Origin of the sequence: Nonomuraea gerenzanensis (assembly GCF_020215645.1) — a bacterium.
GTDB classification, from domain to species: Bacteria; Actinomycetota; Actinomycetes; order Streptosporangiales; family Streptosporangiaceae; genus Nonomuraea; species Nonomuraea gerenzanensis.
This window is the reverse complement of the sequence record NZ_CP084058.1, coordinates 9,235,117-9,248,046: the sequence shown is the minus strand read 5'-3', so window position 1 is coordinate 9,248,046 and position 12,930 is coordinate 9,235,117. Positions and strand designations below refer to the sequence as shown.

The window sequence follows — 12,930 nt, the reverse complement described above, 5'->3', positions numbered from 1 at the left end:
CGTACGGTGTACGTCCAACCCATTGACGTAAGTGGCCGCTTTTCCAATGATGGCCTCATGAGCGTCCTGGACTTCGACCTGTCGGACCGCGACTTCTGGGCCAAGCCCATGAGTGAGCGCGAGGAGGCGTTCGAGCGGCTGCGCTCGCTCGACACCCCGGCCTTCTTCGAGGAATCGGAGATGACCTACATGCCCAAGGGGCCGGGCTACTACGCGCTGGTCAAGCATGCCGACATCCTGGAGGCCAGCCGCAACCCCGAGGTCTTCTGCTCGGGCGACGGCGGTGCGACGAACATCCCGGACATGCCCGCGGAGTTCGCCGAATACTTCGGCTCGATGATCAACATGGACGACCCGCGCCACGCCCGGCTGCGCAGGATCGTCTCGCGGGCCTTCACCCCCAAGATGATCAAACAGTTCGAGTCGGACGTGGAGGCCGCAGCGGCCGGCATCGTGGACGACCTGCTGGCCAAGGGGCCGGGCTGCGACTTCGTGACCGAGGTGGCGGCGCGGCTGCCCCTGAAGATCATCTGCGACATGATGGGCATCCCGGAGCGCGACTACCAGTTCGTCTTCGACCGCTCGAACGTCATCCTCGGCGGCTTCGACCCCGAGTACACCGGCGACGACCTCAACCAGCTCGCCGAGCGGCTGCTCAACGCGGGCATGGAGCTGCAGCAGCTCGTCCAGGACCTGGCCGCCCACCGCGCCGACCACCCCACGGGCGACCTCACCTCCTCGCTGGTCAACGCCAACATCGACGGCGAGCGGCTGACCATGCAGGAGCTGGGCTCGTTCTTCATCCTGCTGGTCGTGGCGGGCAACGAGACCACCCGCAACGCCATCTCGTACGGCATGCGCCTGCTCACCAAGAACCCCGGCCAGCGCGCGCTGTGGCTGGAGGACATCGACGGCCACGCCCCCGGAGCCGTCGAGGAGATCGTCCGGCTGGCCTCGCCGGTGAACTTCATGCGCCGCAAGGCCACCAGGGACTTCGAGATGAACGGGCACCTCTACCGCGCTGGGCAGAAGGTCGTCCTGTTCTATTGGGCCGCCAACAGGGACGCGGCCGTGTTCGAGAACCCACGGCGCTTCGACATCACCCGCCACCCCAACCCGCACGTCGGCTACGGCGGCCCAGGCCCGCACTTCTGCCTGGGCGCCCACCTGGCGCGCAGGGAGATCACGGTGATGTTCCGCGAGCTGCTGCGGCGCGTCCCGCGGATCGAGGCAGGCAAGCCGGACCGGCTGCACTCCAGCTTCATCAACGGGATCAAGCACATGGAGTGCACCTTCTGAGCCGGGCGGGGAGGGGCGCTCGTGCCCCTCCCCGCGCCGAAGCTCAGGACTGGCCGGTGAGGCGGATCTGGTTCATCACCGTGCGGATGTCGGGCAGCAGTTGCTTGCTCTCCGACGGGATCGAGATGTAGACGATGGCCGGGACCTGGCCGCCGGTGTTGATGGCCATCGTGGCGATCGTGGCCTTCTCGGTGTCGGCGGTCAGCTCGTAGGCGATCAGGCGCCCCGTCTGGTCGCCCACCTTGATCGGCTGCTGGGCGATCTTGCGGACCTTGTTGCCGTCGGGGAAGAAGGTGCGCCGGGCGCTCAGCACGACCTGCTTGATCACCGGCTCCAGGTTGTCCGGCTCGTAGTACGACGACAGCCGCGGGGCCAGCGGGCCCGACATGACCGTGGCGTACTTCTCCGGCGCCACCTGCACGTACTGGCGGGTGTCGAAGCCGTACGTGCCCTTGACGGTGGCCCGCTGGTCGAGCTGCCAGGTGCCGCCCAGGCGCGGGACGGAGATCCCGGCGCCGGCGTCGGGCACCCGGCCGATCACGGGCGAGGCCTTGCCGGTGTAGCGGGGCAGCGGGCCGATCGTGGTGGACGACTTGGTGGCGCTCGGCTTGGGCTTGGCCGCCGCCGACTGCTCGGCGGCCAGGGCGGCGCTGGACGACGACGGCTCCTCGCCCGCCAGCGGGCCCCACAGGAACGCCCACAGCAGCGCGGCGACCAGCGCGACCGCCACGGAGCCGCCCAGGGCGTAGATCCAGATCGGCTTGCCCTGCTCCTCGTCGTCCAGCGCGTCCTGGTCACCCATGGACTGGTAGTCGTCGCCGAAGACGGTGTTCCAGAGCTCCTGCTGGCGCTCGGGCGGCGGGGTGCGCGAGCCGCTGATCTGGCCGGCCGTGACGAACCTGTTCTGCGGGTCGGAGGGGTCGCGGCTCAGGTTGGAGCCGGGCCTGCCGGGGTGGTCGTCGCCGGGCGGCGGGCCGGGGGGACCTGGGGGACCGGGAGGAGTCGTGGGGGGCACGCCCTGGGGCGTGTCGGTGTGGGGCTGGGCAGTATCCATGGGGCTGGAGGGCACCGCGCGTTCGTTCAGGAGGTTCTGGGTGTGCTGGTTGTAGGTGACCGTACGCTCGTCGGCCGGGTGCGGCGCGGGCGCCGGTGGGCCGGCGTTGTTGTACACGGCGGTGCGCTCGGCCCCCGGCTCGGCGGGCGGCGCGGGCGCGGCGCGGTCGGCCGGCGGCCACGGGGCCGGGCTGGACAGGTTCGACCAGGCGCCGGCGGCCGGCGCGGGCGGCTGCGCCCAGGCGGGGACCGGATCGGCGGGCTGCCCCAGCGGCGGGCCCGAGGGGGGCGGGTTGCCCTTGGACGACACCTCCGGCCATCCGGCGGGGCCCGCGGCGCTCTGCGGCGGCGGCGGAGCGTCCTGCCACGCGGCGCGCACGTCGGGCGAGGAGGCGTTCTCCGGCCACGCGGCGCGAACGTCGGGTGAGGAGGCGTTGTCCGGCCAGGGGTTGCGGACGTCGGGTGAGGAGGCGTTGTCCGGCCACGGGCTGCGCACGTTGGGGGAGGAGGCGCTCTCCGGCCACGCGGTGGGCACGCCGGGATCGGGCCGGCCCGGCTCCTGCCGCGGCGGCTCCGGCCAGGACGCGCCCTGCGGCGCGCCGGTGGGAGCCTGGCGGCCCGCGCCGGGGCGGACGGCGCCGGGCGGTTCGGGCCAGGACGGGTCCTTGCGCGGCGGCTCCGGCCAGGACGGCTCGGGGTGGCCCGGCCGCGACGCCTCCGGCCAGGCGGTGGGCACGTCGGCGGCGGGCGCGCTGGGCCAGGAGGTGGGCACCTCGGCGGCGGAGTCGGACCAGGCGGGCGACGCGTCGCGGCGTGGCGGCTCCGGCCAGGAGGATGGCAGATGAGGTCCGGAATTCTCCGTTGCCATTGCTGCCGGCCCTCCCGAGGTTGTGTCCGGATGTCCCGTTATATCCGGATTTGACGTCTCACGCATGATCTCATGGGATTTTCCAGGAGATGCAGGTGGTTCCGCAGCGAAACGGGGGAAGCCATGAGGATCGGTGGGCGGATCCTGCAACGGCAGGTCACCCTCCGGTCGATCAGGCTCAGCTGGGTATACCACGGCGACAAGGCTATTCTTCTGGGACGAATGAGGTCACAACGGATACATCACCATCAGGTCTCGCCGGACCTGAAGGATCCATTGTGCCTGCGGACCTCGATCCATAGCCTGCATTCAGCCGAAGAGGTGCGCTAGGCTTGACACATGCGTTCCGCGACCCTGCTTCTTAGCGGGCCGCGACGGCCCTAGAAGATCTTCGCCGTCGCGGCTCCACCCCTCGTTGTGTGCACGAGGGGTTTTCTTATGGGTCCGAATCAAGCCAGAAGGACAGTAGCCGTGAGTGAGTACGATCCGCAGGCGCTGCAGGCCAAGTGGCAGCAGCGATGGGAGGAGCAGGAGACCTACCGGGCCAGCGAGGACCCGGCAGACCCGCGCGAGCGCCGCTACATGCTCGACATGTTCCCCTACCCTTCCGGCGACCTGCACATGGGCCACGGCGAGGTGTTCGCCCTGGGCGACGTCGTCGCGCGCTACTGGATGCAGAAGGGTTACAACGTCCTGCACCCGATCGGCTGGGACTCCTTCGGCCTGCCCGCGGAGAACGCCGCGATCAAGCGCAACGCCCACCCCGCCGAGTGGACGTACGCCAACATCGAGACGCAGGCCAACTCGTTCCGGCGCTACGGCATCTCCTTCGACTGGTCGCGCCGCCTGCACACCAGCGACCCCGACTACTTCCGCTGGAACCAGTGGCTGTTCAACCGCTTCTTCGAGCGCGGCCTGGCCTACCGCAAGGGCGGCCTGGTCAACTGGTGCCCCAACGACCAGACGGTGCTGGCCAACGAGCAGGTCGTGGCGGGCAAGTGCGAGCGCTGTGGCGCCGACGTCGTCCGCCGCGAGCTGACGCAGTGGTACTTCAAGATCACTGACTATGCGCAGCGCCTGCTGGACGACATGGAGCAGCTGACCGGCTGGCCCGAGCGGCTGCTGACCATGCAGCGCAACTGGATCGGCCGCTCCGAGGGCGCCGACGTGCTGTTCGAGATCGAGGGCCGCGAGGAGCCGGTCCACGTCTACACCACGCGCCCCGACACGCTGTACGGCGCCACGTTCTTCGTCGTGGCGGCCGACGCCGCGCTGGCCGAGGAGATCGTCACCGACGAGCAGCGCCCGGCGTTCGAGGCCTACCGCGCTGAGGTCGCCAAGCTGAGCGACATCGAGCGGCTGGCCACCGACAAGGAGAAGACCGGCGTCTTCCTGGGCCGCCACGCGATCAACCCGGTCAACGGCGAGCGCATCCCGATCTGGGCGGCCGACTACGTGCTGTCCGACTACGGCCACGGCGCGATCATGGCCGTGCCCGCGCACGACCAGCGCGACCTGGACTTCGCCCGCAAGTTCGACCTGCCGGTGAAGGTCGTCGTGCACACCGGCCTGGCCGACCCGGGCGAGACCGGCGAGGCCACGCCCGGCGAGGGCACGCTGGTCAACTCCGGCCCGCTGGACGGCCTGACCAAGGCCGAGGGCATCGCCAAGATCATCGAGATCCTGGAGACGCAGGGCAGGGGCACGGGCGCGGTCAACTTCCGGCTGCGCGACTGGCTGCTGTCGCGCCAGCGCTACTGGGGCACGCCGATCCCGATCATCCACTGCCCCGACTGCGGCGAGGTGCCCGTCCCCGACGAGCAGCTGCCCGTCACGCTGCCCGACCTGCGCGGCGAGGCGCTGGCGCCCAAGGGCGTGTCGCCGCTGGCCAGCGCCACCGAGTGGGTCAACGTCGAGTGCCCGAAGTGCGCCGGCCCCGCCCAGCGCGACACCGACACGATGGACACCTTCGTCGACTCCTCGTGGTACTTCCTGCGTTACTGCTCGCCGGGCTACAACGACGGCCCGTTCGACCCCGAGCAGGTGCGCAAGTGGGGCCCGATCGACCAGTACGTCGGCGGCATCGAGCACGCGGTGCTGCACCTGCTGTACTCGCGCTTCTTCACCAAGGTCCTGCACGACATGGGCATGGTGGACTTCACCGAGCCGTTCCTGCGCATGCTGAACCAGGGGCAGGTGATCAACGGTGGCAAGGCCATGTCGAAGTCCCTGGGCAACGGCGTGGACCTGGGCCGGCAGATCGACGACTTCGGAGTGGACGCCGTACGGCTGACCATGGTGTTCGCCGGGCCGCCCGAGGACGACATCGACTGGGCCGACGTCTCGCCGGCCGCGTCGCAGAAGTTCCTGGCCCGCGCGCTGCGGGTGATGTCGGAGGTGACCAGCGAGCCGGGCGTGCCGTTCGAGGGCGGCGACGTCGAGCTGCGCAAGGTAACGCACCACACCGTCGACGAGGCCACCAAGCTGATCGACTCGCAGCGCTTCAACGTGGCGGTGGCGCGCATGATGGAGCTGACCTCCGCCACCCGCAAGGCCATCGACTCGGGCCCGGGTGCCGGCGACCCGGCGGTGCGCGAGGCCGCGGAGACGCTGGCCGTGCTGCTGTCGCTGGTGGCCCCGTACACCGCCGAGGAGGGCTGGGAGCGGCTGGGCCGCACCGGGTCCGTCGCGTTCGCCGGCTGGCCGGTGGCCGACCCCGCGCTGCTGGTGCAGGAGTCGGTCACCTGCGTGGTGCAGGTGGCGGGCAAGGTGCGTGACCGCCTGGAGGTCTCGCCCGACATCAGCGAGGACGAGCTGCGCGCGCTGGCGCTGGCCTCGGAGAAGATCGCCCCCTACGTGCAGGGCATGCCCCGCAAGGTGATCGTCCGGGCGCCGAAGCTGGTCAACATCGTCCCCTAGTCACAGGTTGCGCAGGGCCGGCAGCAGCTCCTTCTCCGCCCACTCGAAGAACGGCTGCTGCTGGTCGTGCCCGATCTGCACGAGAGCCACGTGCGTGTACCCGGCGTCGACGTACTTCTTGACGCCTTCCACGACGGCCTCCACGTCGTTGCCGCACGGCACGCTCTGCGCCACGTCCTCGGGGCGCACCGTGCCGGCCGCGGCGGCGAAGTTCACCGGGCCCGGCAGCTCGGCCATCACTTTCCAGCCGCCGACGCTGGACCAGCGCCACAGCTCGTGCGCGCGCTGCTTGGCGGCCTCGGCGTCGGTGTCGTAGGCCAGGGCGAGCTGGCCGTAGACCGGCTTGCCGTCGCCGCCCGCGGCGTTGAACTGCTGGACCACCTCGGGCATCGGCTCGTTGATGACCAGCACGTCGCCGTACTCGGCGGCCAGCTCGGCCGACTGCCCGCCGGAGGCCGCGATGCCGATGGGGACGGGCTGCTCCGGCAGGTCGTACAGCTTGGCGGAGTCCACGTCGAAGAACTCGCCCTGGTGGGTGACGTACTCGCCGCTGAAGAGCTTCCTGATGATCTGGACGGCCTCGGCGAACATGCGGTGCCTGGTGTCCACGGGCGGCCAGCCCTCGCCGATGACGTGCTCGTTGAGGTTCTCGCCGGCACCCAGGCCCAGCGTGAACCTGCCCTGGCTGAGCACGCCCATCGTGGCCGCCTTCTGCGCCACGACCGCCGGGTGGTAGCGCATGATGGGGCAGGTCACGTACGTCATCAGCGGCAGCCGCTCGGTGACCTGGGCCGCGGCGCCGAGCACCGACCAGCAGTAGGGCGAGTGCCCCATCTCCTCCACCCAGGGGAAGTAGTGGTCGGAGATGACGGCGTAGTCGAAGCCGATCCGCTCGGCTGCGGCGGCGTAGTCGACCAGCTCGCGGGCCGGGGTCTGTTCGGACATCAAGGTGTAGCCGATTTGTACCATGCGCCCCGGCTACCCGACTTTGCCCACATTAGCGGCCAAGGACCGGAGATCAATGTTGGCGGCGGGCACGCAGCTCCTCGACCACCAGGCCGAGCCCGATGCCCAGCAGCCAGACGTCCTTCACCACGCCGATGCCCTGCTGCGTCGGCCGCACGCTGCCCTCGTGGTGCATGGCGGGCGTGCGCAGGTACAGCCCGATGAGCCCCGCCGCGAAGCCCGTCAGCGCGGCCCCGGCCAGCAGCGACGGCACGAACGGCACCAGCAGGGCCGCGCCGAGCGCGACCTCGCTGCGCGCCAGCAGCCGGGTGAACAGCTCAGGGTCCAGGCGGCGCAGGAACGGGTAGGCGCTGGCCGCCATGCCGTGCGTGGTCGCGGCCCGCTGCTCGTCGGCGTCGACCAGGTCCACGCCCGAGTTCAGGATGACGGCGGCGGCGGCCAGGCGGGGCGGGAGCTGGTGGGCGCGAGCGCAGATCTTCATGCTTCCTCACAGGCTAGAAACGGGCTTCCAGCCCCCTTCCCCCACAAAGCGGGCCGTCCACTGGTAGAAGAATTCTTGAGCCGCTCTTGATGCCGCGGTTTAGTGTGCAGGGGTGGCATATGGCGCATACCTGAGATACCCGCACCTGCACGGTGACCTGGTCACCTTCGTCGCCGACGACGACGTCTGGCTCGCTCCGCTGAGCGGCGGCAGAGCCTGGCGGTTCACCGCCGACCGGGTGGCCGTGTCGAATCCGCGGTTCTCGCCCGACGGCGGCCGGATCGCGTGGACCAGCACGAAGGAGGGCGCTCCCGAGGCGTTCACGGCCGAGCTCGACGGGCCGGAAGGCGAACGGCTGACCTACTGGGGCGAGCACGTCACCTCCGTCCGCGGGTGGACCCCCGGCGGCGACGTGCTCGCCGTCACCTCCGCCGGGCAGAGCAGCGACAACCGGCGCTGGGCGTACGCGGTGCCGCTCGACGGCGGGCCGGCCACGCGCCTGCCCTACGGCTGGGTCGGCGAGGCGGCCGTCAGCGGGACGAAGGTCGCCACCGTGTCGGTGGTGTGGCGCGAGCCGTCCCAGTGGAAGCGCTACCGGGGCGGCACGGCGGCCAAGATCTGGGTGGACGCCGCGGGCGACGGCGAGTTCGCCAGGCTGTTCGCCGACAGCACCGCGCAGCACTGGTCGGTGAGCTGGGTCGGCGACCGGATCGTGTTCCTGTCCGACGAGGACGGCGTCGGGAACGTCTACTCCGCCCTGCCCGACGGCTCCGACCTGCGCAGGCACAGCGCGCACGAGGAGTTCTACGCCCGCCACGCCACCAGCGACGGGCAGCGGGTGATCTACAGCCATGCCGGGGACCTGTGGCTGATGGAGAGCCTGGACGCCGAGCCGTACCGGCTGGACGTGCGGCTGGGCGGGCCGCGCCCCGGCCGGTCCAGGCGGCCGGCGCCGCTGCGGGCGGGCGCGTTCTCGCCCGATGCCACCGGGCGGGCCAGCGCCGTCGAGATCAGGGGCACCGCGCACTGGGTGACGCACCGCGACGGGCCCGCCGGCGTGCTGCGGGCCGAGCCGGGCGTGCGCGTCCGCCTGCCGCAGGTGCTCGACGCCGACGGCAAGGCCGTGTGGGTCTCCGACGCCGGCGGCGAGGACGGGCTGGAGATCGGCACCCCCGGCGGCGAGGTGCGGACCCTGGCCACCGGGCAGCTCGGCCGGGTGCTGGAGATGGCCGCCGCGCCCGACGGCAAGCACGTGGCCGTGGCCACCCACGACGGGCGGCTGCTGGTCATCGACCTGGAGTCCGAGAGCGTGCGGGAGCTGGACAGCACCGACCAGGGCGACGTGAGCGGGCTGGCGTTCTCGCCCGACTCCACCTGGCTGGCCTGGGAGCACCCGCACCACAGGCGGCTGACGCAGATCAGGATGGGCCGGCTCGACGGCACCTCGGTGATCGAGGTGACGCCGCCGCGGTTCGTGGACTACGACCCCGCCTTCACCAAGGACGGCAAGCACCTGGCGTTCCTGTCGGTGCGCACGTTCGACCCCGTCTACGACGCGCACGTCTTCGACCTGTCGTTCCCGCACGGGTGCAAGCCGTACATCGTGCCGCTGAAGGCCGCCACGCCGTCGCCGTTCGACCCCTCGCTGCAGGGGCGCGGGTTCAACGGCGAGGACGACAAGCCGTCCAAGGACGACAAGAAGGACGACGCGCCGCCGCGTACCGAGGTGGACCCCGACGGGCTGGCCGCCCGCGTGGTGCCCGTGCCGGTGCCCGCCGGGAGCTACGGCAACCTGCGTACGGCCAAGGACGCGCTGCTGTGGCTGCGTTACCCGCTCAGCGGCGTGCTCGGCGACGGCAGCGAGCAGAGCTCCGAGACTGTGCTCGAACGCTACGACCTCAAGAAGCGCGCCAAAGCCGAGCTGGCCAGGGAGATCCGCGCGTTCGAGGTCAGCGGCGATGGCTCCAGGCTCGTCACCAACGGCAAGAACGGCCTGCAGACCCGCGCCGCGAGCGAGGGCGACGAGGTCGTCACCATCGAGCTCGACCGGATCACCGTCCAGATCGACCCGGTCGCCGAGTGGCGGCAGGGCTTCCGCGAGGCCGGCCGCCTCATGCGCGACCACTTCTGGCGCGAGGACATGAACGGCGTCGACTGGCAGGGTGTGCTCGACCGCTACGAGCCGCTGGTCTCCCGGATCGGCGCCCACTCCGAGTTGATCGACCTGCTCTGGGAGACGCAGGGCGAGCTGGGCACCTCCCACGCCTACGCCGTGCCCAACGGCTCCGGCGTCGATCCCCGGCGCCGCCAGGGCCTGCTCGGCGCCGACCTGGCCAGGGACGACGACGGGGTCTGGCGGGTCGAGCGCATCCTGCCCGGCGAGTCGTCCGACCACGCCGCCCGCTCGCCGCTGCTCGCCCCCGGCGTCGCGGTCCGCGCCGGCGACGCGATCCTGGCCGTCGGCGGACGCCCCGTCGATCCGGTACGCGGGCCGCTCCCGCTGCTGGCCGGCACCGCGAACCAGCCCGTCGAGCTGACCGTGCGGCACGGCTCGGGCGGCGACGTGCGCCGGGTCGTGGTCAGCCCGATCGCCGACGAGACGCAGCTGCGCTACCACGACTGGGTGGAGGACCGCCGGGCCTACGTCAGGCAGGCGTCAGGGGGACGGCTGGGCTACCTGCACGTGCCCGACATGGTGGCCTCCGGGTGGGCGCAGTTCCACCGCGACCTGCGTACCGAGATGGACCACGACGGGCTGGTCGTGGACGTGCGGGAGAACAGCGGCGGGCACCTGTCGGAGCTCATCCTGGAGAAGCTGTCCCGCAAGGTGACGGGGTGGGCGCGGGCGCGCTGGTACCAGCCGACGCGCTATCCCGACGACTCGCCGCGCGGGCCGGTGGTGACGGTCGCCGACGAGTTCGCGGGCTCCGACGGCGACATCGTGAGCGCGGGCATCAAGGCGCGCGGGATCGGGCCGCTGGTGGGCACGCGGACGTGGGGCGGGGTGATCGGGATCGACTCGCGTTACTCGCTCGTGGACGGCACCCGCGTCACGCAGCCCCGCTACTCCTTCTGGCTCGACGGGCCCGGCTGGGGGGTGGAGAACCACGGCGTCGATCCGGACCACGAGGTGGTGATCACCCCGCAGGATCGGGTGGCGGGGCGGGACCCGCAGCTCGACAAGGCCATCGAGCTCGCGCTGGCCGCGCTGGACGAGCAGCCGGCCGCCACGCCTCCCGAGCTGCCGCCGCTCAGCCGGCCAGCCGGCTGAGGATCTCCGCCAGGATGGCCTCGGTGGTGGCGAAGTTGAGCCGTACACAGCTCTCACCACCGGGGCCGAAGGCCGCGCCGTCGTTCAGCCGCACCTTCGCCTCCCGCTCGAACACCTCCGCCATGCCCGGCCTGCCCACGTCCAGCCAGGCGAGGTACGTCGCCTCAGGGACGCGGTAGCGGAACGTGGCGGGCAGGCGTTCGGCGATCGTCCGCCGGTTGCGGTCGAGCAGCGCCACGGTCTGCGCCAGCCAGGCGTCACCGTGCCGCCAGGCCGCCACGGTCGCCTCGACGCCGAACACGCTGGGCGAGCCGTACACGAACGGGGGCTGCGCCTCCAGCGCCTTGCGGACGCCCTCGTGCCCGAAGTGCGCCACCGAGCAGCGGATGCCGCCCAGGTTGAACGCCTTCGTCGCCGACGTCAGCGTGACCGTGCGCTCGGGCGCGATCGTGGCGAACGGGATGTGCCGGTGCGGCTCGTACACCAGGTCGGCGTGGATCTCGTCCGCGATGACCAGCAGGTCGTGCCGCTCGGCGTGCTCGGCCAGCTCGGTCAGCTCCCGCTCGGTGAACGCGCGGCCGGTCGGGTTGTGCGGGTTGACCAGCAGCAGCACCCGGCAGCCCGACAGGTCGGGCACCTCGAAGCGCCACGTCTCGCCGTCCGGCTCCATCTGGATGGGGCACAGCGGGCGGTCCATGACGTCGAGGGTGTCCAGGAACGGGTGGTAGGCCGGGACGTGCACGGCCACCCCGTCGCCCGGCTTCGTCCAGAGCTGGAGGAGGACCTGGAGTGCCTGGTTGAGATCGTTGAACGGACGCACCAGCCCCGGGTCGGCCTCCCAGCCGAACCTGTCCGCCATGCGCTCGGCGAACGCCTCGGCCAGCGGCCCGGCGCTCTGATCCAGCAGCCAGACCGGGTAGCCCAGGTCTCCGTCGGCGCGGCGGCGCAGGACCTCTGCGACGGCGGGCGCGGTCGGCAGGTCCATGTCGGCGACCCAGGCAGGGATCACCCCCGGCTCCACCGCCGCCCACTTGAGACCATCATGAGTGGATTTAAGGTTTAAAGGGGTATATGCGTCATTCACTCGGCCATTCTAGGATTCTTGAATGTGATGAGGCGGTGGCGCGGAGTATGGCAGGCTGGGCGGCCATGACGCCCCACCCGAAGATCGACGCGATCGTCGAGACGTACCTGACCTTGGCCGACGCGGAGGCACCCGGGCTGGTGGAGGGGCTGTATCTGGAGGGCTCCGCGGCGCTCGGCGACTACCGGCCGGGTGCCAGCGACGTCGACTTCGTCGCGGTGACGTCACAGCCGCCGCCGGCCGGGGTGCTGGAGCGCATCCACACCAGGCTCGGCGCCCACCCCTTCGACGGCGTCTACCTCACCTGGGACGACCTCGGCCACAACCCCGCCGAGCTGGGGGAGCGCCCCCAGGCGCACGCCGGCCGGCTCAACCGGCGGGGCTCGGTCAACCCCGTCACCTGGCACACGCTGGCCCGCCACGGGCTGACCTGCCGGGGGCCCGAGCCGGACGAGCTGAAGATCTGGAACGATCCCGACACCCTGGCCGCCTGGACCGATCGCAACCTGGACCTCTACTGGCGGCGCCTGGTGATCCGCGCGTCGCGGCCGTTCACGCCGTGGGGGCTGACCTGCCTCGGCGGGTACGGCACCGTGTGGGTCGTCACCGGCGTCGCCCGGCTGCACTACACGCTCGCCACCGGGGAGATCACCTCCAAGTCGGGGGCGGGGCGGTACGCGCGGGAGGCCTTTCCCGAGCGCTGGCACCGCGTAGTGGACGAGGTGCTGCGGCTGCGCGAGGAGGACGCGGCGCTGCCGTCCGTGGCGAGCGTGATCGCTGGGCTCGGTGATCACTTCGGCACGCCTCGGCGGTCGTTGTACGGCTCGCCGTTCGAGCGCCGGCGGGACGTGCTGGGCTTCGCGGACCAGGCGATCACGGCGGCGCACGCGCTGTATCAAGCGCGCTGAGCAGGCGCACGCCGCTGTGTCGGGCACGCTGACCAGGCGCACGCCGCTGTGTCGGGCACGCTGACCAGGCGCACAACGCTG

General features: G+C 71.4%; 8 protein-coding genes. 4 read left to right on the top strand and 4 right to left on the bottom strand.

Annotated elements, in window-relative coordinates:
* Positions 1-57: 57 nt before the first annotated feature.
* Positions 58-1,299 (top strand): cytochrome P450, encoded by a 1,242-nt coding sequence (locus tag LCN96_RS42915; RefSeq protein WP_225268143.1) that lies wholly within the window; start codon positions 58-60, stop codon positions 1,297-1,299.
* A 43-nt stretch (positions 1,300-1,342) separates the two neighbouring features.
* Here the strand turns inward: LCN96_RS42915 and LCN96_RS42910 are convergent, their stop codons facing one another.
* Positions 1,343-3,220, bottom strand: a complete 1,878-nt coding sequence (locus tag LCN96_RS42910; protein ID WP_225268142.1) for a hypothetical protein — start codon at positions 3,218-3,220, stop codon at positions 1,343-1,345.
* 438 nt (positions 3,221-3,658) lie between these two features.
* Between LCN96_RS42910 and leuS the strand changes: the two genes are divergently transcribed.
* On the top strand, positions 3,659-6,139 hold the full coding sequence (gene leuS / locus LCN96_RS42905; protein ID WP_225268141.1) for a leucine--tRNA ligase: 2,481 nt from the start codon (positions 3,659-3,661) through the stop codon (positions 6,137-6,139).
* Here leuS and LCN96_RS42900 read toward each other — a convergent pair whose 3' ends face one another.
* Together LCN96_RS42900 and LCN96_RS42895 are read right to left on the bottom strand one after the other, a co-directional pair.
* The gene (locus tag LCN96_RS42900) at positions 6,140-7,108 is read right to left on the bottom strand and encodes a TIGR03557 family F420-dependent LLM class oxidoreductase (protein ID WP_263657394.1); all 969 of its coding nucleotides are present in this window, start codon (positions 7,106-7,108) and stop codon (positions 6,140-6,142) included.
* A 49-nt stretch (positions 7,109-7,157) separates the two neighbouring features.
* Positions 7,158-7,586 (bottom strand): hypothetical protein, encoded by a 429-nt coding sequence (locus LCN96_RS42895; protein WP_225268139.1) that lies wholly within the window; start codon positions 7,584-7,586, stop codon positions 7,158-7,160.
* A 112-nt stretch (positions 7,587-7,698) separates the two neighbouring features.
* On the opposite strand from LCN96_RS42895, the gene LCN96_RS42890 reads away from it, so the two are divergent.
* On the top strand, positions 7,699-10,857 hold the full coding sequence (locus LCN96_RS42890; protein WP_225268138.1) for a S41 family peptidase: 3,159 nt from the start codon (positions 7,699-7,701) through the stop codon (positions 10,855-10,857).
* On the opposite strand, the gene LCN96_RS42885 is transcribed toward LCN96_RS42890, so the two are convergent.
* Positions 10,838-11,866 carry a MalY/PatB family protein gene (locus LCN96_RS42885; protein WP_225268137.1) on the bottom strand — a complete coding sequence of 343 codons (1,029 nt, stop codon included), beginning with the start codon at positions 11,864-11,866 and terminating at the stop codon, positions 10,838-10,840. The genes LCN96_RS42890 and LCN96_RS42885 overlap by 20 nt on opposite strands.
* 140 nt (positions 11,867-12,006) lie before the next feature.
* On the opposite strand from LCN96_RS42885, the gene LCN96_RS42880 reads away from it, so the two are divergent.
* Positions 12,007-12,849 carry a nucleotidyltransferase domain-containing protein gene (locus LCN96_RS42880; protein WP_225268136.1) on the top strand — a complete coding sequence of 281 codons (843 nt, stop codon included), beginning with the start codon at positions 12,007-12,009 and terminating at the stop codon, positions 12,847-12,849.
* Positions 12,850-12,930: the final 81 nt, after the last annotated feature.

Coding starts and splice junctions, on each gene's coding strand:
- LCN96_RS42915 (WP_225268143.1), top strand. CDS start 58: ATGAGCGTCCTGGACTTCGACCTGTCGGACCGCGACTTCTGGGCCAAG.
- LCN96_RS42910 (WP_225268142.1), bottom strand. CDS start 3,220: ATGGCAACGGAGAATTCCGGACCTCATCTGCCATCCTCCTGGCCGGAG.
- leuS (WP_225268141.1), top strand. CDS start 3,659: ATGGGTCCGAATCAAGCCAGAAGGACAGTAGCCGTGAGTGAGTACGAT.
- LCN96_RS42900 (WP_263657394.1), bottom strand. CDS start 7,108: ATGGTACAAATCGGCTACACCTTGATGTCCGAACAGACCCCGGCCCGC.
- LCN96_RS42895 (WP_225268139.1), bottom strand. CDS start 7,586: ATGAAGATCTGCGCTCGCGCCCACCAGCTCCCGCCCCGCCTGGCCGCC.
- LCN96_RS42880 (WP_225268136.1), top strand. CDS start 12,007: ATGACGCCCCACCCGAAGATCGACGCGATCGTCGAGACGTACCTGACC.